General features: G+C 48.7%; 20 protein-coding genes, 19 tRNA genes, 1 rRNA gene and 1 riboswitch. Of the genes, 33 read left to right on the plus strand and 7 right to left on the minus strand.

Translation table 11 applies throughout. The annotated features are described in order from the left end of the window. From rrf to ABIA61_RS18990, 20 genes are all read left to right on the plus strand, one after another. A 5S ribosomal RNA gene (gene rrf, locus ABIA61_RS18895) occupies positions 1-93 on the plus strand; the annotation flags it as partial. A 37-nt stretch (positions 94-130) separates the two neighbouring features. Continuing rightward, positions 131-207 (plus strand) — tRNA-Ile (locus tag ABIA61_RS18900). Positions 208-231: 24 nt separating this feature from the next. After that, positions 232-307, plus strand: a tRNA-Ala gene (locus ABIA61_RS18905). A gap of 4 nt (positions 308-311) precedes the next feature. Then, a tRNA-Asn gene (locus ABIA61_RS18910) sits at positions 312-387 on the plus strand. Positions 388-597: 210 nt separating this feature from the next. Beyond that, positions 598-669: transfer RNA gene (locus ABIA61_RS18915), tRNA-Glu, on the plus strand. Positions 670-675: 6 nt separating this feature from the next. Continuing rightward, positions 676-751, plus strand: a tRNA-Val gene (locus ABIA61_RS18920). 31 nt (positions 752-782) lie between these two features. Next, positions 783-856: transfer RNA gene (locus ABIA61_RS18925), tRNA-Met, on the plus strand. Positions 857-880: 24 nt separating this feature from the next. Beyond that, positions 881-957 (plus strand) — tRNA-Asp (locus ABIA61_RS18930). 81 nt (positions 958-1038) lie between these two features. Then, a tRNA-Phe gene (locus ABIA61_RS18935) sits at positions 1039-1111 on the plus strand. A gap of 25 nt (positions 1112-1136) precedes the next feature. Continuing rightward, positions 1137-1212: transfer RNA gene (locus tag ABIA61_RS18940), tRNA-Thr, on the plus strand. Between the two features lie 4 nt (positions 1213-1216). Further along, positions 1217-1302, plus strand: a tRNA-Tyr gene (locus tag ABIA61_RS18945). Between the two features lie 20 nt (positions 1303-1322). Then, positions 1323-1395: transfer RNA gene (locus ABIA61_RS18950), tRNA-His, on the plus strand. 16 nt (positions 1396-1411) lie between these two features. Further along, positions 1412-1486 (plus strand) — tRNA-Gln (locus ABIA61_RS18955). A 4-nt stretch (positions 1487-1490) separates the two neighbouring features. Continuing rightward, a tRNA-Lys gene (locus tag ABIA61_RS18960) sits at positions 1491-1566 on the plus strand. Between the two features lie 14 nt (positions 1567-1580). Further along, a tRNA-Leu gene (locus ABIA61_RS18965) sits at positions 1581-1667 on the plus strand. Between the two features lie 6 nt (positions 1668-1673). Beyond that, positions 1674-1748, plus strand: a tRNA-Gly gene (locus ABIA61_RS18970). 10 nt (positions 1749-1758) lie between these two features. Then, positions 1759-1830: transfer RNA gene (locus tag ABIA61_RS18975), tRNA-Cys, on the plus strand. 26 nt (positions 1831-1856) lie between these two features. Next, positions 1857-1933, plus strand: a tRNA-Arg gene (locus tag ABIA61_RS18980). A 22-nt stretch (positions 1934-1955) separates the two neighbouring features. Next, positions 1956-2029: transfer RNA gene (locus ABIA61_RS18985), tRNA-Pro, on the plus strand. A gap of 9 nt (positions 2030-2038) precedes the next feature. Continuing rightward, positions 2039-2109: transfer RNA gene (locus ABIA61_RS18990), tRNA-Gly, on the plus strand. Positions 2110-2214: 105 nt separating this feature from the next. Here ABIA61_RS18990 and ABIA61_RS18995 read toward each other — a convergent pair. The 3 genes from ABIA61_RS18995 to ABIA61_RS19005 form a co-directional block, all read right to left on the minus strand. Beyond that, a complete protein-coding gene (locus tag ABIA61_RS18995) occupies positions 2215-3318 on the minus strand; it encodes a PAS domain-containing sensor histidine kinase (RefSeq protein WP_283654269.1) in 1104 nt (367 codons plus the stop codon). After that, positions 3311-3964: a response regulator gene (locus tag ABIA61_RS19000; protein WP_014279401.1), complete on the minus strand. Its 654-nt coding sequence runs from the start codon at positions 3962-3964 to the stop codon at positions 3311-3313. Before ABIA61_RS19000 ends, ABIA61_RS18995 begins: the two co-directional genes overlap by 8 nt. Positions 3965-4107: 143 nt before the next feature. Next, the gene (locus ABIA61_RS19005) at positions 4108-4557 is read right to left on the minus strand and encodes a GAF domain-containing protein (RefSeq protein ID WP_283654270.1); all 450 of its coding nucleotides are present in this window, start codon (positions 4555-4557) and stop codon (positions 4108-4110) included. A gap of 299 nt (positions 4558-4856) precedes the next feature. Between ABIA61_RS19005 and ABIA61_RS19010 the strand changes: the two genes are divergently transcribed. Beyond that, entirely contained in the window at positions 4857-5597 is a 741-nt protein-coding gene (locus ABIA61_RS19010; RefSeq protein ID WP_283654271.1) for a Crp/Fnr family transcriptional regulator, read from the plus strand. 258 nt (positions 5598-5855) lie between these two features. Here ABIA61_RS19010 and ABIA61_RS19015 read toward each other — a convergent pair whose 3' ends face one another. Beyond that, positions 5856-6017 (minus strand): lysine-specific demethylase, encoded by a 162-nt coding sequence (locus ABIA61_RS19015; RefSeq protein WP_014279404.1) that lies wholly within the window; start codon positions 6015-6017, stop codon positions 5856-5858. A gap of 292 nt (positions 6018-6309) precedes the next feature. Here ABIA61_RS19015 and ABIA61_RS19020 point away from each other — a divergent pair, with 292 nt between their 5' ends. The 5 genes from ABIA61_RS19020 to ABIA61_RS19040 all read left to right on the plus strand — a co-directional run bounded on the left by ABIA61_RS19020 (position 6310) and on the right by ABIA61_RS19040 (position 12471). Further along, positions 6310-7641 carry an extracellular solute-binding protein gene (locus ABIA61_RS19020; RefSeq protein ID WP_283654272.1) on the plus strand — a complete coding sequence of 444 codons (1332 nt, stop codon included), beginning with the start codon at positions 6310-6312 and terminating at the stop codon, positions 7639-7641. 109 nt (positions 7642-7750) lie between these two features. After that, positions 7751-8641: a carbohydrate ABC transporter permease gene (locus ABIA61_RS19025; protein ID WP_283654273.1), complete on the plus strand. Its 891-nt coding sequence runs from the start codon at positions 7751-7753 to the stop codon at positions 8639-8641. A 13-nt stretch (positions 8642-8654) separates the two neighbouring features. Beyond that, entirely contained in the window at positions 8655-9479 is an 825-nt protein-coding gene (locus tag ABIA61_RS19030) for a carbohydrate ABC transporter permease (RefSeq protein ID WP_283654274.1), read from the plus strand. A 30-nt stretch (positions 9480-9509) separates the two neighbouring features. Continuing rightward, complete coding sequence (locus ABIA61_RS19035; RefSeq protein ID WP_283654275.1) at positions 9510-11306, plus strand: sensor histidine kinase; 1797 nt, start codon at positions 9510-9512, stop codon at positions 11304-11306. Next, on the plus strand, positions 11287-12471 hold the full coding sequence (locus ABIA61_RS19040; RefSeq protein ID WP_283654276.1) for a response regulator: 1185 nt from the start codon (positions 11287-11289) through the stop codon (positions 12469-12471). The genes ABIA61_RS19035 and ABIA61_RS19040 overlap by 20 nt, the downstream gene beginning before the upstream one ends. A gap of 72 nt (positions 12472-12543) precedes the next feature. Here ABIA61_RS19040 and ABIA61_RS19045 read toward each other — a convergent pair whose 3' ends face one another. Further along, a complete protein-coding gene (locus ABIA61_RS19045; protein ID WP_283654277.1) occupies positions 12544-13449 on the minus strand; it encodes a LysR family transcriptional regulator in 906 nt (301 codons plus the stop codon). A 163-nt stretch (positions 13450-13612) separates the two neighbouring features. Between ABIA61_RS19045 and ABIA61_RS19050 the strand changes: the two genes are divergently transcribed. The 6 genes from ABIA61_RS19050 to ABIA61_RS19075 all read left to right on the plus strand — a co-directional run bounded on the left by ABIA61_RS19050 (position 13613) and on the right by ABIA61_RS19075 (position 20284). Next, the gene (locus tag ABIA61_RS19050; RefSeq protein WP_283654278.1) at positions 13613-14203 is read left to right on the plus strand and encodes a flavin prenyltransferase UbiX; all 591 of its coding nucleotides are present in this window, start codon (positions 13613-13615) and stop codon (positions 14201-14203) included. Positions 14204-14231: 28 nt separating this feature from the next. Next, positions 14232-15650: a non-oxidative hydroxyarylic acid decarboxylases subunit C gene (locus tag ABIA61_RS19055; protein ID WP_283654279.1), complete on the plus strand. Its 1419-nt coding sequence runs from the start codon at positions 14232-14234 to the stop codon at positions 15648-15650. 41 nt (positions 15651-15691) lie between these two features. Beyond that, entirely contained in the window at positions 15692-15928 is a 237-nt protein-coding gene (locus ABIA61_RS19060; protein WP_283654280.1) for a non-oxidative hydroxyarylic acid decarboxylases subunit D, read from the plus strand. Between the two features lie 59 nt (positions 15929-15987). Next, a complete protein-coding gene (locus tag ABIA61_RS19065) occupies positions 15988-16449 on the plus strand; it encodes a pyridoxamine 5'-phosphate oxidase family protein (RefSeq protein WP_283654281.1) in 462 nt (153 codons plus the stop codon). A gap of 165 nt (positions 16450-16614) precedes the next feature. Next, complete coding sequence (locus ABIA61_RS19070; RefSeq protein WP_283654282.1) at positions 16615-17775, plus strand: serine hydrolase domain-containing protein; 1161 nt, start codon at positions 16615-16617, stop codon at positions 17773-17775. 172 nt (positions 17776-17947) lie between these two features. Continuing rightward, complete coding sequence (locus ABIA61_RS19075; RefSeq protein ID WP_283654283.1) at positions 17948-20284, plus strand: Ig-like domain-containing protein; 2337 nt, start codon at positions 17948-17950, stop codon at positions 20282-20284. 102 nt (positions 20285-20386) lie between these two features. Here ABIA61_RS19075 and sdaAA read toward each other — a convergent pair whose 3' ends face one another. Together sdaAA and sdaAB are read right to left on the minus strand one after the other, a co-directional pair. Continuing rightward, on the minus strand, positions 20387-21286 hold the full coding sequence (gene sdaAA, locus ABIA61_RS19080; RefSeq protein ID WP_283654284.1) for an L-serine ammonia-lyase, iron-sulfur-dependent, subunit alpha: 900 nt from the start codon (positions 21284-21286) through the stop codon (positions 20387-20389). Beyond that, the gene (gene sdaAB / locus ABIA61_RS19085) at positions 21276-21965 is read right to left on the minus strand and encodes an L-serine ammonia-lyase, iron-sulfur-dependent subunit beta (RefSeq protein ID WP_283654285.1); all 690 of its coding nucleotides are present in this window, start codon (positions 21963-21965) and stop codon (positions 21276-21278) included. The genes sdaAA and sdaAB overlap by 11 nt, the downstream gene beginning before the upstream one ends. Positions 21966-22174: 209 nt before the next feature. Beyond that, positions 22175-22288, minus strand: a riboswitch (glycine riboswitch). 213 nt (positions 22289-22501) lie between these two features. On the opposite strand from sdaAB, the gene ABIA61_RS19090 reads away from it, so the two are divergent. Continuing rightward, the gene (locus tag ABIA61_RS19090; RefSeq protein WP_283654286.1) at positions 22502-24079 is read left to right on the plus strand and encodes a DUF6359 domain-containing protein; all 1578 of its coding nucleotides are present in this window, start codon (positions 22502-22504) and stop codon (positions 24077-24079) included. Positions 24080-24111: the final 32 nt, after the last annotated feature.

The following is a 24111-nucleotide window of genomic DNA, read 5'->3' on the forward strand; positions in this document are numbered from 1 at the left end:
CCACACGTACCCATCCCGAACACGACCGTTAAGCCCTCCAGCGCCGATGGTACTTGGACCGCAGGGTCCTGGGAGAGTAGGACGTCGCCAAGCAATGTCCCTTTAGAGGATAATGAAGACATACATATTAGGGCCTTTAGCTCAGCTGGTTAGAGCGCACCCCTGATAAGGGTGAGGTCGGTGGTTCGAGTCCACTAAGGCCCACCACTTCTTGATTAACACAAAATGACTGGGGCCATAGCTCAGCTGGGAGAGCGCCTGCCTTGCACGCAGGAGGTCAGCGGTTCGATCCCGCTTGGCTCCACCAATATTCCCTGATAGCTCAGTTGGTAGAGCACTCGACTGTTAATCGAGTTGTCACAGGTTCGAGTCCTGTTCGGGGAGCCAAATCTTGAATATTTTTCAATTTTATATATAAGGTGGCGGCGTAGCTGGTTGAGGACTACAATCCATTCCAGTTAGGTAGGGTTTAATCCATATGTTGCTTGTTAGAGAGATACCCAAGTGGATATAAGGGGTTAGACTGCGAAAGTGGTGCAAGGGTTTGAATCCCTCTCTCCGTCATAAAGTTTGAAAATTTCAAGGATTCTTTTGTAAGGCCCGTTGGTCAAGCGGTTAAGACACCTCCCTTTCACGGAGGTAACAGGGGTTCGATTCCCCTACGGGTCATAGTATGGAGGCTTAGCTCAGCTGGGAGAGCATCTGCCTTACAAGCAGAGGGTCGGGGGTTCGAACCCCTCAGCCTCCACCATTTATGTTATACAAGTATTCCCTTTTAATGTCGCGGGGTGGAGCAGTTCGGTAGCTCGTCGGGCTCATAACCCGAAGGTCACAGGTTCAAATCCTGTCCCCGCAATTGATTTTCCTTAGGATTATCTATGGAACTGTGGTGTAGAGGCCTAACATGCCTGCCTGTCACGCAGGAGATCGCGGGTTCGAATCCCGTCAGTTCCGCCATTTTATGAAATATATAACTGGCATTTTTGTGTATTCTACATATAATGTGGGTTTGTATATTACAGCTATAAAACAACATATGGCTCGGTAGCTCAGTCGGTAGAGCAGAGGACTGAAAATCCTCGTGTCGGCGGTTCGATTCCGTCCCGAGCCACCTTTCAAGTGGGAATGAGTAATGTGCCGGTGTAGCTCAACTGGTAGAGCAACTGACTTGTAATCAGTAGGTTGGGGGTTCAAGTCCTCTCGCCGGCACCATTTTGGAGGATTAGCGAAGTGGCCAAACGCATCAGACTGTAAATCTGCTCCCTTACGGGTTCGGTGGTTCGAATCCATCATCCTCCACCAGTCTTTTCATAATCATTATGGCGGTCGTGGCGAAGTGGTTAACGCACCGGACTGTGACTCCGGCATTCGTGGGTTCAAGCCCCATCGGCCGCCCTTTATTTTCATTTAATGGGGATTAGCCAAGCGGTAAGGCAACGGACTTTGACTCCGTCATGCATAGGTTCAAATCCTATATCCCCAGCCATTAAGAGCCATTAGCTCAGCTGGTAGAGCACCTGACTTTTAATCAGGGTGTCGAAGGTTCGAATCCTTCATGGCTCACCATTTTTGTTTATTTTGCGGTCGTGGCGGAATTGGCAGACGCGCACGGTTCAGGTCCGTGTGGGCTAACCCCCGTGGAGGTTCGAGTCCTCTCGACCGCACCATATTTTGCGGACGTGGCTCAGCGGTAGAGCATCGCCTTGCCAAGGCGAGGGTCGCGGGTTCGATTCCCGTCGTCCGCTCCATTATCCATTCGGCGCCATAGCCAAGTGGTAAGGCAAAGCTCTGCAAAAGCTTCACTCCCCAGTTCAAATCTGGGTGGCGCCTTTACTGCTCATTATGGATTATATTATGCGCCCTTAGCTCAGCTGGATAGAGCGTTTGACTACGAATCAAAAGGCCGGGAGTTCGAATCTCTCAGGGCGCGCCATTTTCTTAAAAATGTATAATATCGGGATGTAGCTCAGCTTGGTAGAGCACCTGGTTTGGGACCAGGGGGTCGCATGTTCAAATCGTGTCATCCCGATACTGATTTGCGGGTGTAGTTCAATGGTAGAACTTCAGCCTTCCAAGCTGATAGCGTGGGTTCGATTCCCATCACCCGCTTTTTGCTATAGCGGATTCTTGTTGCCTCAGTGGTGACACCTTATAAATAAAGAGAGCCTGTCTGGGGACAGCGCTCTCTCTTTTTTTATTTATGCTGTTGTATCTTTACACAGGAATGGTCAGTTGGATGGAGGTCCCCTGTTCTGGTGAAGAGGTTACGCTCATCCATCCTCCTACGCCCCTGGCTCGTTCCTCCATGCTGAACAGTCCCACGCCCTCCCCTTGGGATTGCTCGGAGAATCCAATACCTTCATCCCAAATAGTCACTTGTATGGTCTCACTCTGATCCTCTACGTTGACATGTGCCTCTGCTACGTCCGCATACTTGGCTACATTCGTCAAGGCTTCCTGTACAATCCGATAAATCGCTATTTCTTTGCGGATATCAAGGCGTTTACGTAAATTACATTGAAAATGTACCTCAATTCCGTAATGAGAACAATAGTTTTCAATATAGGTTCGTATGGCCGGTACGACGCCCAAATCATCCAGAACCGACGGACGAAGTTCCCATGCCAGTCCACGGACATCCTTAATAATGTCAGTCACCTGTGAACGCAGCTTTTCCAGAGCAGGACTAGGCTGTTCAGCAAGCTGGCTATCCAGTTGAATAATCAGCGCAAACAAGCTTTGCCCAATTCCATCGTGAAGCTCTCTTGAGAAACGCTTGCGCTCTTCCTCCTGTATTTGCATCACTTGCGTCATCATCGTCTGAAGCTCAGCCTCTACTTTTTTTAGTTTGGTTACCTCATTACGGATCGCCAAATACTGATAGGGCTTACCTTCTTCGTCCATGGACGGAACGATGGTGGTATTCACCCAATAGTAGGTGTTGTCTTTGGCTCGATTACGTATCTCTCCCTGCCATACCTCGCCTGAACGAATTGTGGTCCACAGGTTTTTCATAAAGGCAGGGGTATGATAGCCCGAATTAATGAGGCGATGATCCCGACCGATCAGCTCTTCGCGACTGTATTGCGAAATCTCGCAGAACTTGTCGTTGACGTACTGAATAATGCCCCGGTGATCGGTCAAAGCAACGATAGAGGACGTATCCAACGCAAATTTCAGATTGGATAGCTGGTGAAGTGAGTTACGCAGTGCATGGAGAAAAGGGGATTCCGGTATATGCGCTTCCAAATTATCCAGCAGCTTATCGGCTGACTCGCCAAAAGCATGCTGGAGCAAAGGATTAGAAGGTTCATTCATAATGCAGCAGCCCCTTTTTTAATGCAAATTTGACCAGCTCGGGCCGTGTTTTCAGGTTAAGCTTCTCCATCAGGTTACTTTTGTGGGACTCAACAGTTTTGACGCTGATCACCAGACGCTCGGCAATTTCCTTGTTTGCATATCCCTTGGCTACCCACGAAAGGATTTCCTTTTCACGTTCAGAAAGGGACTCATACGGGCCGGCTATGCCTTCCTTTTTGATCTTATCCAGATATTCACTCATTAGCCGTTTGGTTGCATTCGGGTACAGATAGGCGCTACCTTCGGCCACAGACTGAATGGCAGCAAGTAATTCCTCGTGAGGTGCGCTTTTTAAAATATATCCGGAAGCTCCGGCCTGAATGGCCCGGAACAGATATTCTTCATCGTCATGCATCGTTAAAATAAGCACTTCCGTATCGGGCAACTGTTTTTTCAATTCAGTAGTTGCCGTAAGACCGTCTTTGCCAGGCGGCATACTAAAATCCATGAGTACAACATTGGGCTGTAACTCTATCGCCTTGCGAATCGCTTCATCCCCGTCCGCTGCATCTCCTACCACCTTAATACCGTGTTTGCCGTCCAATAGGGCCATGAGGCCGGAACGTACGACAACATGATCATCCACTACAAGTATACGAATCAATTTGTCATCCCCTCGAACGGTAGAACCGTACGTTTTGTCATCATCATAGCAAATTTAAGGGATTCCAATCAACATAAACAGTTAGATACAATTATATTTCGTAATATATATCCGTCTCATTTTCTATAAAAATGCCATTAATCTTATAGAGTAAGAGTGTGGGCACATAGCTGACCAAGCTGCTCGGCGACTTGTGTGGCCCCTGCGACGTCGGAATCGGTGAACACTCTCACATCACGATTACCGAGAAGCAATACACCGTTCGGCAGATCCCCTGTGCTGGAAAAGGGAATAGCCACAGCAGAGTGAAGCTGCTCCGCCAGCATCAGCGCACATTCCTGACGTAAACGGATGCTGCCGGAGAGCATAGCACTTACGGTCACGGTACGCCCCAGACGAACAGCCATCCCGGCAATACCATGTCCTACCTTAAAAGAAATACGCCGATAGCGTTCGCTACGGCTGCCAGAGGCATAATACCATTGCAACCTGCCGCCCGGCTTGGACATGAGCGCAAGTGCTGTGAGATCCCCATAGATACGATCTCTCAACTGATCCAGTGTTTTGCGCATTTCATCCGTTATTTCTAGCATAGAAGACACATCCTTTTCCGTAACAAAACTGTAGCTCTAACTTATTGTAGTCCCGGCAGTTACAAAAGTAAGTCAGGGAACCCCCTGATCTATAGGTGCAGGAAACACTGACTTTTGAACATGCGGGGCAAGGAGTAGGAGGAAAGCCGTTAAATTAGGCTCTGCTTGATGGCAGGAGTGATATTTATCACAGCGAATCAGGGAGTAGGAAGGTGTAAAATCAGGTGTTCTCCTGATAACAACTGATGCGTCAAAACATTATGATATAGATATCAGGTAAACACGAGGAGGACACTAACATGCAAGCCACTTGTACGGAACGGTTTGGGGATGAAGTGGAACGCACGGGAATTCAGCTTTTTTTGACTGAGGAACATTTTGGGCTGCTGAAGGATATCATGTCCTGGAAAAAGGTAAAGGCGGGTATTACGCTTTTTAGAGAGGGCGAAGAATCGGAGCAGCTATATTATATACATTCGGGCCATGTTAAGCTTCGCAAGTCGACAGAAGACGGAAAAGAATTGATTTTGACCATTCAGCATCAAGGCGACTTGATTGGGGAGTTCAGCGGGATAGATGGAGAAGAGTATAGCTGCACTGCAGAAACAGCCGATGCCTGTGAGCTGGGCGTCGTGCGTGTTCAGGACCTGGAATCGCTTCTGTCCAAAAATGGAGCGATGGGGCTTCAATTCATTCAGTGGATGGCTATGAAGCAACGGATTATGCAATCGCGGTTTCGGGATTTGCTGCTGTATGGTAAAACAGGTGCATTGGCCTCTACGCTAATCCGGGCGAGTAACACATGCGGTGTAGCAGTGAAGGATGGCATTTTACTGAATATGAAGCTGAGCCACTCCGAGCTGGGCGAAATGATTGGAGCGACGCGGGAGAGTGTGAATCGGATGCTAAGCTCGTTGAAGGAGCAGGGGACGCTTGATACGCGGGATGGCAAAATAGTCATTCATGATCTCAAGGTGCTGCGCATGATGTGCTGCTGCCCTTCATACGGCCAATGTGCGCATGAAATTTGCCGACTCTAAAAAATATGAACATAAATAAGGCGGAGTCCCTGAGGACCCGCCTTGATTTACGTTTTCTGACAACCTGCACTTATACATCAGCATTTTGCATAATTCGATTCCGAACGCTTAAAAGTACTATATATAGACGAAATAAACCATTTCGATCTTTATATTGCTGATTTGAAATCGCTCTTGGGATTTATGTAAAATGATCACATTTATAACACAAAAAAAGCTAATCAACGCCGTATAGCGGTCAATTAGCTGGGGAGACGATTATTGATCTATTTCAACCTGTTCTGTCTGGAGGACACTTAAGGCTTGAAGTTTACGTGTAATTTCCTTTTGCCACTTTATATCTCCGACTTGTACCGCAAGATTGAGAAGATCCAAATAATCATCAATATGCAGGGAGGTTCTACTAAAAGCTTCTTTCACTGCGGTCCTGCCTCCTTTGGAGTCCATGTATATTTCCCTTTTAATAATGAGAATCATTATCAAAGAATGAGCTTATTCATATTATGCCTGTGTTCGAGATAAATTGCAAGTTATGATATGAATGAATTTTGAAGCGCACGAATGAGGGCTTGAAAAAACAAACCCTTCTCCTTAAGTTCACACATTGTTCACTTCTTTTCTATAGAACATAATGAAAAAAACAAGCGGGCATTGAGTGTTCACAGACGGGAGACAATTCGCGCAATGCTTCAACAAGAGGAGGAAAAAGATAATGGGCATAACAAAAATGAAAGCGTTTGCTATTTTGATGGCGAGCGCCTTGGCATTGACGCTGACAGCTTGTAATAACGGACAGAGCGCAAGTCCGGGAAACTCGGGCAGCAAGGGTGGAGACATTGCAAGTAAAGAAGTGACGATCACCTTCCAGAACATTAATCCTGATCCTAGCACTCCTTCATACAAAATGATAAAGCAAATTGTAAGTCAATATGAGCAGAATCATCCGAATGTCAAAATTGAGCTGGATTCGCTGAATACAGATCAACAAAAGCTAAAGCTGAAAACACAGGCGGCGGCGAAGGAAGTTCCGGATATTACGATTGTAAACCCGGCCGCACAGATGAAGCCCTTCGTAGATGCCGGGCTGCTGGCTCCTCTGAACGATGTGGCGGATAAAGATGGGTTGAAAGATACATTTCAGGATGGACTGCTCAATTATTATAGTTTTGATGATAAGCTTTATGCTTTTCCCGACGGCAACAATATAGAAGTAGTGTTTTACAATAAAGAGCTGTTCACGCAGGCGGGAATTCAAAAGCTGCCGACCACCTTTGATGAGCTGATAACGGCGGTTAAGGCGCTGAAGGCAAAGGGGATTACCCCGATTGCGATTGGGGAAAAGGATTCGTGGACCGGATCACTCCTTTTCATGAATATTTTGCTGCGTACGAATGAAGGGCCGAATTTCCTCAAGGATGTGCTGGACGGCAAAAAGACGTTTAATGATCCGGCCTTTGTGGAAGCAGTGGATGCATTTCAGGAACTGGTGCAGGCAGGGGCTTTCCCGGATGGAGCTACATCCATTGACTATAATGCGGGCGGCAATATTTTTAAAACAGGAAAAGCCGCTATGTATATCATGGGCACATGGGAAACAGGGTCTATTGATGCTTCTTCGGTAGCAGGCAAAGTGGGCGCGTTCCAATTTCCTACGGTGAATGGCAAGGGAGATGTGAATGAGTATGTGATTGCGCCGGGCAGTGCGTTTGCAGTATCGGCGAACAGTGAGCATTTGCAGGAGACGAAGGATTTTCTGCACTATTTTATTACAGAGATGCCCAAGATTCAGTTTGATCTGAAAAATGCGATTGGCAGCGGCCAGAAAATGAAAGGCGATCTGAAGGAGGCGGGCTACTCCGAGCTGGCAATTAGCCTCAATGAGCTGTTCAAAAATGTGAAAGGCGGCGACCTCGCATTTGATAATACGATGAATCCAGCTATCGCGCAGGCGCATCTGAGCAGTATTCAAAACCTGTTCGTGCAAAAAGAAGACTCCGCACAAGTTGCCAAGGAGCATCAGAGCGCTTTTGAAGCGAACAAATAGTTTCAGCTTAACAGGGGAGGGGCGCATTAGTTCCTTCCCTGATTTGGGATAACCATGAGCTGCCCATTCTTAGAAGATGTTCAGAAAAAACACAAAAGGGGATTGGAGCATGAATGTACTGAAGGTGCCGGCACGCACCATTGCCGTTTTCGTGCTGCCCTGCCTGCTGCTGTACACCTGTATGGTGTTTGTTCCGATTCTGGTGTCGGTGTACTGTGGACTACTGGATTGGAACGGAATATCTGAGGCGAAGTTTGTAGGGCTGGCGAATTTCGAGCGAATATTTACAGCCGATCCGGTGTTCTGGCCGTCTGTGAAGCGGACGATGATGTTCGCTTTGTTTTCCATGCTGGAAATTCCGTTCTGTCTGCTGCTGGCTATTTTGCTTAATCGCTATGTGCGTAAGGCGAATACGCTGGTTACGATGTATTTTCTGCCAGTCATTCTGTCGGTGGTTATTATCGGGCAGCTGTGGAAGACGATCTATAATCCGGCCTCAATGGGTGGGATGCTGAACGGTATTTTGATGTCGGTCGGGCTGGAAAGCTGGACACGCTCATGGCTGACAGAACCGCAGATTGCCATGTACGCTCTCTATTTTGTGTCGTTGTGGCAGTATTTTGGCTATCATTTGCTGATTCAGTTTACCGGGGTGCAAAATATTCCGAATGAGTTGTACGAGGCAGCCAAAATGGATGGAGCTGAGGGTTTTAAAGCAGACCGGTATATTACGCTACCGCTCATTGTGCCTATTTTCAAAATATCAATTGTATTGGCCTTTATTGGTTCTCTGCAATCGTTCGATCTGATCTGGGTGATGACGGGTGGAGGGCCTGCTCATGCAACGGATACGGTGTCCACGTATATGTACAACATGTCCTTTTTGTCCATGAAATATGGATATGGCAGCGCATTGGCTTCGTTTCTCGTGATTATCTGTTTGTCATTTACAATTGTGATAAATTTTGTTTTCAAACGAATCGAAAATAAGGTAAGCTAAGGGGGATGAAGCTGTGAACACCATGAAAAAAACATTGGTCTTTTCCTTGCTGGCGGTCTTGATCGTCACGCAGCTGTACCCACTCTTCTGGCTGCTGACCTATTCGTTGAAGACGAATGAAGAGATTTTGAGCGCAAGCTTCTTTGCACTCCCTCAAGTGCCCCAGTGGCACAACTATCAGGAAGCTTATGAATCAGGGAGCTACTTGCGCTATTTGGGAAACAGTGTGCTGGTGACCGGAGTTACGATGCTATTCGTCATTTTGTTAAGCTCGATGACTGCTTATGCGATTACGCGTTTCCGCTGGCGCTTTGGGGCTGCTGTGCTGACCTTGTTTCTGATCGGAATGATGATTCCGATGCAGGCAACGCTGCTGCCGCTGATGGTGATGTTCAAAAACATCAACATTCTCAATACGTATTTCTCGCTAATTTTACCCTACATTGCTTTTCAGACACCGATTGCGGTTTTCATCCTGTCCGGCTTTATGCGGTCCATTCCCCACGAGATTGAAGAATCCGCTTACATTGATGGGGCGAGCATTTATCGTATTTTTCGCAGTGTGATCTTACCCATCTCGATTCCGCCGATGATGACGGTGTGTATTTTGACCTTTATTAATATCTGGAATGAATACATTATGGCTGCCACCTTTATCTCGTCAGAGAAGCTCAAAACACTCCCTTTCGGCGTCTATACATTCGTCAGTCAGTATTCTGTGAATTACGGCAATATTGGCGCTTTTCTGGTCATGGGGGCCTTACCGGTCATTATTATTTATTTTGTCCTGTCCGAAAAGATTACCAAGGGCATGGTAGCGGGGGCGGTTAAAGGGTAGGCGAGCGATTCGAAAGGAGCGCACGGAGGTATGATGCGCCGTTTTCAGTCTATTCACCACCGCTTGTTTATTCTATTCCTGTTGAGCATGTCCGGTATTGTGCTGGCGATCAGTTTGTTATTTTATAACCGTACTACAGTGCAGTTCCATGATAAGGTCAGTGAGCTGGCTCGTAAAAATGTTTCCCAAACGGCAGGACTGTTCGAATTACTGCTCAGCAGCTATAACAGTCTGTCCAAATCGATCAGCAACAATATGGATTTGGTTCGTCTGCTAACGACGGATACCAGTGATTTACCCGCCGTCAATTACATCAATGAACGTACAATTACCAATATTCTGGGAGCTATCTATTATTCGCGGGAGGACCTGATAGGCATTCATGTCATCACAGACACAGGCAAGGTATACAACTACGGTAATTATATGAATGTTATTGATACCGATTACGAACACACTGAATGGTATAAGGAAATTCGAAAGTCAGCGGGCAAAATCGCATGGCTGGGCGTTTATCCTCACTCTGTCATTGACCAGGTGGAAACCAGACCGGTGTTTGCGTTCGGGCGCCAGCTCTATGATCTGGATGAGCATAAGCCGATTGGTATCGTCCTGTTTGAAGCTGAACCGCGCTCGGTTCTGTCCGCCCTCCACAATTTACGGCTGGGTACCAATAGTCAGGTATATCTGGTAGGCAATGAAAATCGGATTGTGTCGGCTACTTCCTCTGAACCGCCACCGGATCTGCAAAGTCTGGAGCAGCAGGTACCTGAGGATGATGTCATTGTAAATCGGAGTAATGAGAAGGTTGTAATCGCTTCCAAGTTGCCGTTTGCCGATTGGTCGGTCATTAGTGTGACACCCAGCGGGGATTTGAACGTGGAGCTGGTGCAAAATCAAAGGTATTTGCTCATCGTGGTGCCTGTACTCATTATTTTATCCGCGCTGATTGCGTCCATCGTCTCCAGACGTATTTCGCTTCCGCTGAAGCGGGTCATTCGGGAAATGAAACGGGTAGAGACGGGGAATTTCCGCCATACGTTGGAGATTGAATCGTATGAGGAAATCAACCAATTGGCGACATCCTTCAACCATATGGTAAGACGGATTGCCGAGCTGATCGAGCTGGTTCGCATATCATCGGTCAGTGAAAAAAATGCCGAGCTGCACGCGCTCCAGACACAGGTCAATCCGCATTTTCTGTATAATACGCTGGATATGATCTATTGGATGCTGGATGAAAAGGGGCAGGATCAGCTCGGGGAAGTGGTGCTTTCCTTATCCCATATGTTCCGCTACAGCAGTCATTGGGAGGAAGGGACCGATGTCAGCCTGCGCGAAGAAGTGGAGCAGATCGGGCATTACCTCACGATTATTCAAGCACGGCTGGAAGGCAGGGTATCCGTAGACATCAGTATTGATGAGCGCTGGATGGATATCCGCTTGCCGAAAATGACCTTACAGCCGTTGATTGAAAATGCGGTCAAGCACGGACTGGAGCCTCTTCATGCAAATACAGGCGGCAAGCTGCTCGTCAGGGCAGAGGAATATGACGGTGTTTTAAGCCTGCATATTATGGATAACGGCGCAGGGATGGAGTACGAACGATGGGAGGTGGTTCAGGTTGCTTTGGCAGAACCCGGCAAGCAGACGGGCAGCGGGCAGGCGGGAGGCATCGGCCTGCAAAATCTAAATTTACGGCTACGGCACATGTTCGGAGAAGAGTACGGCCTACGGATCTCCAGCGTACCTGGGGCCGGAACGACAGCCACTGTAAGTGTGCCTCTGCCACAGAAGGAGGAGAAACATGAATATTCTGATAGCTGACGATGAAAGTATGATTCGGCAGGGGATTCGGCGCACCATTGGCCAGGCTCTGCCAGCCTGCGGCATTCATCTCGCTGCTTCCACCGAGGAAGCAGCAGGCATTCTGGCGGAGCATCCCGTGGATATTGTATTGACCGATATCCTGATGCCCGGTATGGATGGTCTGGAATTCATGCGCATTTCCAAGCGAAAGCATCCTCATCTGCAGTGGGTTGTTATTTCGGCCCATTCCGACTTCCAATATGCACAAAGAGCAGTAAAGCTGGGTGCCAAAGACTACCTGTTAAAGCCGATCGGCAAAAAAAAGCTGCTGGAATGCATTGAAATGCTGGCAGCCGAAGCACTTGTCGCTTCACAGCAGGCGAACGAGGGCAAGCTTCTCAAGTCCAATATGGTCTATTTGCGTGAAGCTGTTTTTCAACGCTATGCACTCGGACTGGATACTGGGAAGCTCGATATACAGCCGTTTGTGGAAAACTATCCGGAGTTTCATCTCTTCATGGTTCGTATGGAACCTGATCACAAGCAGACACACCTGGAGCATTTTATGATTGAAAATGTACTATCCGAGCTGGTTGAGGCAGGCGGCAGTGGCTTTGTCGTCAGTCTCGACCGCCATAGCCTGCTGGGTATTGCACGGCTGCGGGATGAGGCAGAGGCGGCACGGCTGGAAACGTTGCTCGAATCCCACTTGAAGCGTTATGTGAAGGTACCGTTACAAATTACGCGTTCGGGGGTTCACCACAATTTTGCGTCCATTCCCGAAGAAGTGGCACGGCTAAGACGAACGCCCGAGGAGATTGCAGCGGCGGCGGTGGACGCCGGAGAATGTTTGCGAAAAGGCATGCATACGGTGGATGTGGCGTTGCAATATATTCGGACACATTTTACAGAGGAATTGTCGCTGGAGAAGGTGGCTTCGGTCGTCTTTTTGAATCCGGTGTATTTCAGCCAGTTGTTCAAGCAAAAAACCGGACAAGGCTACAAGGATTACGTTATTTGCTTGCGGATGGAGGAAGCGAAGCGGCTGCTCGGTGATCCTCATCTTCGGCTGGCTGATATTTCCGAGCGGATTGGCTATCAGGACATGCGGCATTTTACACAGGTGTTCCGGCGCAAATGTGGAATGACTCCGACCGAGTATCGGCATCAGGGAGTCAAATAAGGCGGTATCAACGAAGGAATGATGGAAGTTCCTCCAGCATAAGGCTGTTTCATGAGTAGAGCTGTAGAGCATCTACTCGGGAGCAGTCTTTTTCGTGTCTCCAGCCTGTAGCTGTTCAACCAATTTGCGAGCTGCATTGGATAAATAACGATCCTTGCGCCATACGACGGCAGGCCGTGTGAAGGGGAACGGCTCTTTAATGGAGAGTGTGCGAAATCTGTCCCCGTATTCTTGTCCCAAGCGAGTGTCTGGAATGATGGTAATCCCCATGCCTGTGGATACGAGCGCGAGAATGGTCGATATTTCAGGACAGTCCAGTACGACGCGCGGAATAAGATGGTGTTCCTGAAATTTGCGGATGACGGTTTCGTATAGCCCGTGTCCTTCTGTTCGGCGTGCCAACAAAAGGTCATAGCTGGCTGCTTCCTGTAACGTCATTTGTCCACTCGGATGACGATCTGCCCATTCACACGGAAGTACCGCAACAAAAGAGACGCCCTCCAGTTCAATCGTATGGTAAGAGCTGTCGTCTACCGGAAGCAGCAGCAGAGCCAGATCGACTTTATTTTGATGCAGCAGTTCCTCCAGATGATGTGTGTCTCCGTGTCCTATTTTAACGTATACCTCTGGATATTCCTGGTGAAAGCGGCTGAGTTGTTCGGTAATCAGAGACATACAGACCGATGAAGTGCCTATGGACAGGGTGCCGGTTACGTTGCTTTCGAACTCTCCAATTTCTCTACAGGTATCCTCCATTTCAGCCAATAATCGCTTGGCGCGGGTGTATAGTGCGTATCCGGCCTCGGTGACCTCCCACTTCTTTCCTTCACGGTAAATCAGCTTTACGCCAAGCTCATCCTCCATATTTTTTAGCTGTTGGCTCAGTGGTGGCTGGGCCATGTTAAGCATTCGGGCGGCCTTCGTGATTTGTCCTTCCTCCACGATGACGCAAAAGTAATGCAGCTGCTTCATATCCATTAGGGGATTCCACCTCATTTCTGAACAACCACTTCGATTTGAATACTTTTAAAGTATGCATTACATATATTATATATATTTTTCGTGTGCAAGGAACAGGCGTATAATTTTTGACAGTGATGCATTGGTGAACATAAAACGATGGGGTGGAAGGAGGGAACATATGAAAAAAATCATTGTAGGAATATCGGGAGCGACAGGGTCTATCTTCGGTATCCGTATATTGCAGCAATTACGGGAGGCCGGAGCCCAGAGCCATCTGGTGCTATCCCCGTGGGCTATTGCGAACATTCCCTATGAGACAGGCTATACGGTGAAGGAAGTGGAGGCCATGGCGGATGCAGTTTATTCGTATAAGGATCAGGCTGCGCGTATTTCCAGCGGCTCCTTCCGGGTAGACGGCATGATCGTCGCTCCTTGCAGCATGAAGACGCTCGCCTCCATTCGTATCGGTATGGCGGACAACCTGCTCACCCGATCGGCGGATGTGATGCTGAAGGAGCGAAAGAAGCTGCTGCTCATGACCAGGGAAACACCATTAAGCAGTATTCATCTGGAAAATATGCTGGAGCTGTCACGCATGGGCGTGATGATCCTGCCGCCGATGCCTGCTTTTTATAATCATCCTGCAAGTATTGAGGAATTGGTGGATCATATTGTTTTTCGCGTATTGGACCAGTTTGGTATCGTCACAACCGCAGCCAAACGCTGGGATGGAATGAAGCAGACTGACTCCAGACTGCACCAGAATTGAGAAATCGGAAGACGAAGGAGAATGAAAGATGGCTTATAAAGACTTTCGCGATTTTCTGCATACCTTGGAAAAGGAGGGGCAACTGCTCACGATCAGCGATGAGGTAAAGCCGGAGCCAGACCTCGCAGCAGCTAACAGAGCGTTAAACAATTTAGGTGATAAGACGCCTGCTCTCTTTTTCAACAATATCTATGGATATAATGCTGCTCGTATTGCAATGAATGTGATGGGCTCCTGGCCCAATCATGCCCTCATGATGGGAATGCCCAAAAATACACCGCTCAAGGAGCAGTTTTTTGAGTTTGCCAGACGCTATGAACAATTTCCAATGCCCGTGAAGCGGGAAGAAACCGCTCCTTTTCATGAAGTGGAGATTACAGAGGATATTAATTTGTTTGATATTTTGCCATTGTTTCGTTTGAACCAGGGAGACGGAGGGTTTTATCTGGATAAAGCGATTTTGGTGTCACGTGATCTGGATGACCCCGACACCTATGGCAAGCAAAATGTAGGCTTGTACCGGATGCAGGTGAAAGGCAAAAACCGTTTGGGTATCCAGCCTGTACCGCAGCATGATATTGCAATCCATATTCGTCAGGCAGAGGAGCGCGGCGAAAATCTGAAGGTAGCTATTGCCCTCGGATGTGAGCCTGTGATTACCACAGCTGCTTCTACGCCGCTGCTGTACGATCAATCGGAATATGAGATGGCGGGCGCCATTCAGGGTGAGCCTTACCGTGTGGTCAAAGCGAAGGATGCGGATCTCGATCTGCCTTGGGGAGCTGAGGTTATTCTGGAAGGTGAAGTGTTGGCGGGTGAACGTGAGTATGAAGGTCCATTCGGTGAATTTACAGGTCACTATTCCGGCGGCCGCGCGATGCCAGTCATTCAGATTAATCGTGTATATCACCGTAAGCAGCCTATATTTGAGCATTTGTACATCGGGATGCCTTGGACGGAAACGGATTATATGATCGGTGTGAATACAAGTGTACCGTTGTTTCAACAGCTCAAGGATGCATTTCCTAATGAAATCATAGCCGTTAATGCCATGTATACGCATGGGCTGGTCGCTATTATTTCCACGAAAACCCGTTATGGCGGCTTTGCGAAGGCTGTGGGGATGCGTGCGCTAACGACTCCGCATGGATTGGGGTATTGCAAGCTGGTGATTGTGGTGGATGAGGATGTCGATCCGTTCAATCTGCCGCAGGTCATGTGGGCGTTATCCACCAAGCTGCATCCGAAGCATGATGCTGTCATTGTGCCGGGCTTGTCTATTTTACCTCTTGACCCCGGCTCTGATCCGGCAGGTATGACGCACAAAATGATATTGGATGCGACGACACCCATAGCACCGGATATTAGAGGCCATTATTCCCAGCCGCTCGATTCCCCGCTTGGTGTAGCAGAATGGGAGAAAAAGTTGAGTCACATGCTTCGTTAAATATGTTTGAAAATAAAGAAAGATTAAAGGAGTGCTGACAGATGCATATTTGTCCCCGTTGTGAATCTAATCGTTCGGAGGTCGTTACCCGTTCGCCAGTTAAAGGCGCCTGGGAGGTCTTGCTGTGTCCTGTATGCATGTTCACATGGCGCACCTCGGAACCAGATAGCATTACTGATCCGGCAAAGTATAAATCGGCGTTCAAGGTTAACCCCCAAGATATTCCGAATGCTACCCATGTCCCTCCTATTCCAGAGCGGGTACAGCGTCGTTCGTAACCAGATGTAAATTGTGGTACTTTGAAGATATAGGCCAAATGTAAAGGGGAGTATACTTCATGCAGACACCAAGGATCGGCAAGGAGCTGTTCACGCTGTTGGACGGCAAGGCATTGGAGAACAAGCAGCATGAAGCGATGATGCTGCTGACGGTCACTGAGGATCAGTGGCCGCATATTGCAATGATTAGCGTAGGCGAGGTTGTAGCGCTGGATGAGGGAAATCTGCGTCTGGCACTATGGCCGGGCACGACTACGACGGGCAACATGATTCGTACCGGGAAGGCGACACTCGCGGTGTTCATCGGCGGGAAGGCGCATTATGTCCGATTGTCGCTGGAGCATTTGCCGATGTTGCCCGGAGCCAAGCATGTACGCGAACGGTTTGCGGCACAGGTATTCGCAGCCCGAGAAGATTCGGCCCAATATGCGGATATTGTGACAGGTGTTACGGTCCGACTCAAGGAGCCGGAAGCAGTGTTAAATCGCTGGAAAAAAACAGTGGCAGAACTGTTAATGTAAAGCCATTTGGTTATGAAAATAATCTTTGTAATTACTAATTTTACCGTTAAAATAAATGCGAGGGGATAAGCGCTTACAAGAAATTCAGGTTGGGCTTGTTGTTACAGGAAATTAGAGCACGAGGGAAAGCTTGTTTCTTTTGAAAGCAAAACAGGAGGAATGAATATGTCTCGTTTTGAAAAGGTAGATCAGTTATTACAACAATTCATAGCGAATGGGCCAGCAGGTTGTGGTTGTGCCATTGCGCAAAATGGCCAAGTGTTGTATGAAGGGTATCACGGATATGCTGATCTGGAAGCTCGAAAACCAATCACTGAAGATACCGTGTATCGCTTGTTTTCCATGACAAAGGTTATTGTATGTGCGGCTGCACTTATGCTGTATGAACGCGGACAATTTTTGTTGAATGAGCCTTTGTATGAATATTTACCCGAATATCGTAATTCGTATGTATTCAAAACCGCTCCTAACGGACATACCTATATGGATAAAGCGGAGACTCCCATTTTAATTAAGCATATATTCAATATGAGTGCGGGTCTTCCTTACGCTTCCGAGTATTCAGATACAGGAAAAGCTATGCAAAAGGTCATTACAGCGTTAAAGGACAAGCAGGGGAAATATGATCTGCGCGCAGAGATTAAAGCGCTTTCTGAAGTTCCGCTTGCCTTTGAACCGGGAACACGATGGTTATACGGATATGGACATGATCTTGTTGCAGGTCTTATTGAAGTCATTTCAGGAAAATTATTAGGACAATTCCTAAAGGATGAAATTTTTGATCCGCTTGGAATGAAGAATACAGGTTACCGTTATCGTGGAGATATTGAATCGCGTATGGCCTCTTTTTATCAACGGACAGACACCGGAGAGCTTGAAAAAATTGAGGGTTTCTTGGATGAGCATCATCAGCCGGACGCTGTATATGAAAGTGGAGGGGCAGGTTTATATTCGACAGTTAAAGAGTACCTCACATTTTCACAAATGCTGTCGAATGGCGGTACGATAGACGGTGTGAGGCTTTTAGGGAGAAAAACAATTGATTTAATGCGCACCAATCATCTGAGTACAGCCCAATTATCCGATTTTACGAATTCATATCATACAGGTTATGGTTACGGATTGGGCGTGCGCACGTTAATTGATAAAGCGGCTGGACATGCAAACAGCTCTATTGGAGAATTTGGCTGGTCGGGAGCAGCAGGTACTTGGGTTTCTATAGATCCAAGCGAGCAGTTCTCGGTCGTTTATATGCATCAGCTGGCCCCAAATATGGAAGAATACCACCATTTGAGGCTTCGTGCAGCAGCTTACAGCTGTTTGTAAAAGTGAGGTTATATGTAACGGCTTAATCTTTGTCAGTACCGATTCTAGTTAATAAGGACCAAATTTTCTTTAAAGCCTAAACTATTCTTTTCCACATGTCGACATAAAACGTAGGTATAAGGATTTTGCGAAATCCTTAATTTTAAGTTTCGAAATGGGAGGGAATTAGATTTTGAAGAATAGATGGTCCGGTTTCTTGGCGTTGGTCATCCTGATCTCAAGTTTTACATCATACGCAGGGTTTGCATCCGCAGCTGATCCGGTGCTTTCCAAGATTGTCCTTTCCTCTAACGAGGTGACTGTGCAGCAGGGAGATACGGCTGCGTTGACGGCTACGGCTATTTACGCCGATGGGACGACTTCAAATGTAACTGTAAGCACGGATTGGAAAAGTGATAATACTGCTATTGCTACGGTATATAACGGTACAGTTTCTGGTAAGGGCGAAGGGGATGCGACTGTGGTTGCAACCTATAAGGATAAGATACAATCGGTTCAGGTACATGTAACGAAAAAGGTTAAGGCGCTCACATCCAGTGTACAAAGCTTGAGCTTGCGTTCAAGCGGCACAGGACAGATCAATCTGACAGCGACTTACAGTGATAACACGACAGCTCAGGTATCGGGTGATGCTACCTGGACCTCGGATAACCAGAAGGTAGCAACCGTAGTTAACGGATTGGTTACCGCTCAGGGAGCAGGTACAGCCAACATTAAGGCCGTATACGGTCAACAAACCGTAACGATTGCTGTGCAGGTAGAACAGGTTAAACGTTTGGATGTCAGTCCATCTGAGGTTTCCCTTTTGCTGAAGGATACCGAGAAGGTCAAATTGACAGCGACCTTCCCGGATGGAACCGTGCAGGATGTTACTGAGTCCGCCGAGTGGAGCTCCAGCAATGCAGCCGTGGCGGATGTACTGAAAGGCACGATTACGGGCTACAGCGCAGGTAAAGCGACGATTACCGGTAAATACGGTACGATGTCTGCTACCATTTCGGTGGATGTCGATCAAACGAATAAGCTGAAAGCCAGCGAATCCAATATTTTTCTCCGTTTGGATGAATCCAAAAAAGTACAGGTTTCTGCGGTGTACCCGGATGGAACGGTAACGGACGTCACGGATAAAGCTACATGGTCCACAAGCGATGAAAAAATTGCGACGGTGACCAAAGGAACGATTATGGCGATTGGAGCGGGTTCGGCTACGGTGACCGCGAAGTATGGCGATAAGACGGTTTCGATTAAGGCAGACGTGGAAACGTCCAGATATCTGGATTTGAGCGAGGACAAGTTGAGCCTGAATGCCAAGGAATCCAAGAAGCTCAAGCTAACCGCGACGTACGTAACAGGTACGGAAGAAGATATCACGGATAAGGCAGAATGGAAATCCAGCAATGAAGATATTGCTTTTGTCAGCAAGGGTGAAGTGACGGGCTATAAAACAGGTGAGGCAACGATCACTGCTTCTTATGGCGGCAAAACAGTCACAGCGACGGTATCTGTGAATGTGCCTGGTGACCTGTCCCTGTCCTCCAAAACAGCAACGATTGATATTGATGAGGATTATGTTGCTACTCTGACCGCTACGTATGCGGATGGTCGTAAGGAAGATGTGACACAGGATGCAGAATGGACTTCAAGCGCGGAAGATGTTGCTTCGGTGTCCAAAGGAACAATTACGGGTAAAGCAGCGGGTAAGGCGGCTGTTACCGCCACTTATAATGGCAAAAAGCTGACCATTAATGTACAAGTCGGTCTCGTAGACCGTTTGGAAACAGACACACGCGTGATTGCGCTTGGTGCCCAGGAAACGAAGCAGTTGAAAGTAACAGGCGTCAAGAGCAGCGGTACAAAAACAGATGTAACCAAGGATGCCACCTGGACTACCAGCAATGTGAAAGTGGTCGAGGTTAGCGAGGGCTTGATCAAAGCGAATGGCAGTGGTAAGGCTACTGTTACAGCTTCTTATGGCAAGCAAAGCATTACATTTACAGTAGAAGTGGATGTAGCGCAACAGATTGAGGCGGATGCTATCGCGTTATCGCTTAAATCAGGAGATCAAAAAACCATCGCAATTGTGGTCAAATCCAGTGATGGCAAAGAAAAGGACGTTACGGCCCAAGCCGAATGGAAAACGTTAAATTATAAGGTAGCTACAGTCAAAAAGGGCCAGGTTACCGCGGTAGGCTACGGTAAAACCAATATTCAAGCGAAGTTTGGCGGGAAATATATCACCGTACCTGTGGATGTCGATACGCTTAAATATTTGCAAACCGACGAAGTCTCGCTGAATTTGAAAGCAGGACAGGTAGCTAAGGTTACGGCTACAGCTACGTATAAGGATGAGTCGGAGAAGGATGTATCCAAGCCGGCAGTCTGGTCCTCGTCCCGAATTATTGTTGCCACGGTCAAAGACGGCAGCATTAAGGCACAGGGTAAAGGTAAAGCTGTGATTACCGTGAAATATGCAGGGAAAACGACGAAGGTACAGGTGAACGTACAGTAAAAAAAAGAGCAAGCATACGTCTAAGGACGACATGCTTGCTCTTTTTTTATAAGGCGACTGTTCTCTCCCCATGTGTTATTTGGGGTGGCAGTCGCCTGAAAGCTACGACTTATCCTTCTTGGCTGGTATGTTGCGCGTAAGCGACTCCGTCAGACGCTTGCCGGTCGGCGTTTGGGCCAGGCCGCCCTTGGCTGTCTCGCGGTGCTTGGACGGCATCGCGCTGCCGACTTCTAGCATCACGTCGATGACTTCGTCAGACGGGATGGCGCTGCGCACACCCGCCAGAGCCATATCCGCGGCGGCAAGCGCGGTCACGGCTCCCAGCCCGTTGCGCACGATGCACGGAATCTCCACGAGTCCGGCGACGGGGTCGCAAATCAGGCCGAGCGTGTTCTTGAGCGCGAGGCCCACTGCATGGATGGCCTGCTCTGGCGTACCGCCGCGCAGCTCGACCATGGCCCCTGCGGCCATCCCGATGGCTGAGCCAATCTCGGCCTGACAGCCTCCCTCCGCACCGGAGATGAAGGAATTGTTGGCGATGACGTAGCCAATCGCTCCAGCGGCGAACAGTCCGCGCACCATATGCTCGTCATCCCAGCCGAACCGCTCCTGCGCGCTGATGAACACACCGGGGATGACCCCGCATGAGCCTGCGGTGGGTGTGGCGACAATGCGACCCATGGACGCATTGACCTCTGACACGGAAAGGGCGTACGCCATGGCGAGTGCCGAGGCATCGCCGGAGCAGGTTTCCCCTGCACGCAAATATTCCGCCAGGCGTTTGCCGTCGCCGCCTGTCAATCCGCTGCGGGATACAGTGTCCTGTGTTTGTCCGCGATGAACGGCCTCCTTCATGACTTCATAATAATCAGCCATTTGGCGGAAGATTTCTTCCTCCGGTGTGTTCGTCTCTTGTACCTGTTCCTTGATCATCAGGCGACCAATCGTAGTGGATTCCTCGGCGCACAAGGCACCTAATTCATGCAGATGGCTAAACCGCATCGGATTCAGCTCCTTTTTTCAAGTTAATCATTTTGATTCCATACATATGAGGCAAAGCCCGCAGCTCGGCAATTAATTCAGCCGGAGCGGGGCTATCGGTTTCAATAGCAGTGAGCGCTTCGCCATCCCGGCCTTTGCGATCCACGTGCATATAGGCAATGTTAATGTCAGCCGCGCCCAGCGCTGAAGTCACCGCGCCCAATGTTCCGGGCTTATCCGAGTGAAGAAGCACCAGCGTAGGCAACTCTCCGGTTAGATTGACCCGGAATTCGTTGAGCTGTTGAACATGAATGTTTCCACCGCCGATGGAGGAGCCTAGCAGCGTGCGCTGATCTTCACCCTTCCATAGCTCGAAGCGGACCGTGTTCGGATGAGGGGCGGGCAGTCCGCTGACAGCGAACTCTACTTCCATCCCGGCCTGCTCTGCACATTGCTCAGCATCCGGAATCCGGTAGTCGTCTGTATCGTAATTCAGCAGTCCGGCAATGAGTGCCAGGTCTGTGCCGTGTCCCTTGTACGTATCGGCAAATGAGCCGTACAGCGTCATGCGGGCACGGTCAGGTTGCACACCGAGCCAGTGCCTGGCAACACGTGCGAGCCGCACCGCGCCAGCGGTATGTGAGCTGGAGGGTCCGGTCATAGCCGGACCGATAATGGAAAATACATCTTTGAAACGCATGGTGTGGCCCCCTGTATGTTTGAATATCATAGTATATGGTGCTGCCGCGCCTTTGCGCGGGTGTGACGGTTTCTAATGCTGACGCAGCATGTAAGCACAAAAAAGGACAGGATAAGGAAATTTCCCTTATCTCTGTCCTCGTTACCTGAGAGTTTCGTGCGGTGTATACCGCCTTACCCCTTGGGTGGCTTGCGCTCTCTCCAGAGTTGCGTCAGATGACGATACATGGACCTGAGAGATTATCCGCCAGCCGGGTGCTGACGTCTTGCTCCTTCGGTGCTGCCGGGATGTGATTCCCGGACAGGCTCTCCCGTCATCTTCATTCGCGTATACCGTTCAACAATTCCTCCTAAGCGTAATGTATGCCATGCCCGGTGTCAATCACAGGTTGGTATTTTACAGAATCAGGAATCTTCTCAATAAAAAAGATTAAATTTTACATAATTATGGATGAAATCAGGAAGGAATTAGAAGGTTGATAGCTAATCTGATAGAGGACAAGCTAATTTATGGAATAATGGGAGGGACATTTACGTATGGTAAAAGGTTTTCGGTTCACAGGTTCACGCTTGAAAGGAATGCTGCATCTGGCGGCAATCGTATCACTGCTGGTAGGACTCTTCGTTCCATTCGGCCAGGTCAAGGCAGAGGGCGCGTTGACGGTAGCGGAAGCGCTTCAGCGTCAAAGCAGCGGAGGTACGGTGACGGTAGAAGGCTACGTCGTCGGACATGCCACTGGATCGAAAACGGCTAATTTCTCTGCCCCATTTGCAAATGATTTTAACGTACTGATTGCGGATCAGGCGAGTGAACGCAATACATCTAATCTGTTAAATGTGCAACTGACATCCGCGTATAGAGGACCATTCGGGCTGTCAGGCCATCCTGAGCTGATCGGCAGCAAAATTCGCGTGACGGGTGCGCTGGGTGCCTATAACAATTTTGGTGGAGTGAAAAGCCCAAGCGCTCTGGAACTGGTAAGCGGAAGCGAGCCTGGGAACCCTGGCGAACCTGATCCTGGTACTACATTGCCGGATGGAAAAGGCAAAAAAGTGCTGTTCGATAATACGCACGCACAGACAGCCGGAGCGGCGGATTGGGTTATAGATGGAGCCTTTTCCGATTTTGCCAGCGGACTGCGTAATGCTGGTTTTACCGTGGACCCGTTGAACCGTTCCATTCCTTTTACCTATGGCGAGCAGGCTATAACGTACGACAAGCTGCGCCCATATGATGTGTTCATCATTGGTGAAGCCAATGTTGCCTTTAAGGCATCCGAGCAAGCTGCTCTGGTTCAATATGTGAAGAATGGAGGCAGTATTTTCTTCATTTCTGACCACTATAACGCAGACCGGAACAAAAACCGTTGGGATTCCTCCGAGGTTATGAACGGCTACCGCCGTGGAGCCTATTCCAATCCGGCCAAAGGGATGACTACAGAAGAAGCTGCATCACCAGCTATGCAGGGACTAACCAGTTCCGACTGGCTGGCAACGAACTTTGGCGTTCGTTTTCGCTACAATGCACTCGGTGACGTAAATGCCACGGATATCGTAGCGGCAGATCAATCCTTCGGCATTACGAAGGGTGTACGTTCGATTGCCATGCATGCTGGTTCTACATTGGCGATTATGGATCCGACCAAGGCTAAAGGAATCGCTTATATTCCTACAGGCACGAAAAAATGGGGCAATGCCGTGGACCAGGGTGTCTATAACGGCGGGGGCCGTGCTGAAGGGCCTTATGCTGCTGTAGCCAAGGTAGGTCAGGGCAAGGCAGCGTTTATCGGTGATTCTTCGCCAGTTGAGGATGCCACGCCGAAATATGTACGTGAGGAAAACGGACAGTCGAAGAAGACGTACGATGGTTTCAAGGAAGTCGACGATTCCACCTTCCTGGTACAAACCGTCCAATGGCTTGCATGGAAGCAGGACTATACGAAGCTGTCCGATGTGGCGGGTCTGACGCTGGACCAGCCAACACAGCTGCTGCCGTTCGAGGAGCCTGCGGCTTCCACGGAACCGCAGCCTGAGCCTTGGGCTGCTCCGGCAGCGGGCTACAAATGGTACGATCCAAGAACGTTCAAATCTGGCTCCTATGGAGCGGCTTCGTAACCAGCGAAGAGAGTACAATTTGAGCTGGACCA

The organism is Paenibacillus sp. RC21 (assembly GCF_044907935.1).
In the GTDB taxonomy this organism is placed as follows: Bacteria; Bacillota; Bacilli; order Paenibacillales; family Paenibacillaceae; genus Paenibacillus; species Paenibacillus terrae_A.

What these genes read in the sequence shown, in the direction of transcription:
- ABIA61_RS18995 (WP_283654269.1), bottom strand. Translation starts at nt 3,318, where the DNA reads ATGAATGAACCTTCTAATCCTTTGCTCCAGCATGCTTTTGGCGAGTCA.
- ABIA61_RS19005 (WP_283654270.1), bottom strand. Translation starts at nt 4,557, where the DNA reads ATGCTAGAAATAACGGATGAAATGCGCAAAACACTGGATCAGTTGAGA.
- ABIA61_RS19010 (WP_283654271.1), top strand. Translation starts at nt 4,857, where the DNA reads ATGCAAGCCACTTGTACGGAACGGTTTGGGGATGAAGTGGAACGCACG.
- ABIA61_RS19020 (WP_283654272.1), top strand. Translation starts at nt 6,310, where the DNA reads ATGGGCATAACAAAAATGAAAGCGTTTGCTATTTTGATGGCGAGCGCC.
- ABIA61_RS19025 (WP_283654273.1), top strand. Translation starts at nt 7,751, where the DNA reads ATGAATGTACTGAAGGTGCCGGCACGCACCATTGCCGTTTTCGTGCTG.
- ABIA61_RS19035 (WP_283654275.1), top strand. Translation starts at nt 9,510, where the DNA reads ATGATGCGCCGTTTTCAGTCTATTCACCACCGCTTGTTTATTCTATTC.
- ABIA61_RS19040 (WP_283654276.1), top strand. Translation starts at nt 11,287, where the DNA reads ATGAATATTCTGATAGCTGACGATGAAAGTATGATTCGGCAGGGGATT.
- ABIA61_RS19045 (WP_283654277.1), bottom strand. Translation starts at nt 13,449, where the DNA reads ATGGATATGAAGCAGCTGCATTACTTTTGCGTCATCGTGGAGGAAGGA.
- ABIA61_RS19050 (WP_283654278.1), top strand. Translation starts at nt 13,613, where the DNA reads ATGAAAAAAATCATTGTAGGAATATCGGGAGCGACAGGGTCTATCTTC.
- ABIA61_RS19055 (WP_283654279.1), top strand. Translation starts at nt 14,232, where the DNA reads ATGGCTTATAAAGACTTTCGCGATTTTCTGCATACCTTGGAAAAGGAG.
- ABIA61_RS19060 (WP_283654280.1), top strand. Translation starts at nt 15,692, where the DNA reads ATGCATATTTGTCCCCGTTGTGAATCTAATCGTTCGGAGGTCGTTACC.
- ABIA61_RS19065 (WP_283654281.1), top strand. Translation starts at nt 15,988, where the DNA reads ATGCAGACACCAAGGATCGGCAAGGAGCTGTTCACGCTGTTGGACGGC.
- ABIA61_RS19070 (WP_283654282.1), top strand. Translation starts at nt 16,615, where the DNA reads ATGTCTCGTTTTGAAAAGGTAGATCAGTTATTACAACAATTCATAGCG.
- sdaAA (WP_283654284.1), bottom strand. Translation starts at nt 21,286, where the DNA reads ATGCGGTTTAGCCATCTGCATGAATTAGGTGCCTTGTGCGCCGAGGAA.
- sdaAB (WP_283654285.1), bottom strand. Translation starts at nt 21,965, where the DNA reads ATGCGTTTCAAAGATGTATTTTCCATTATCGGTCCGGCTATGACCGGA.
- ABIA61_RS19090 (WP_283654286.1), top strand. Translation starts at nt 22,502, where the DNA reads ATGGTAAAAGGTTTTCGGTTCACAGGTTCACGCTTGAAAGGAATGCTG.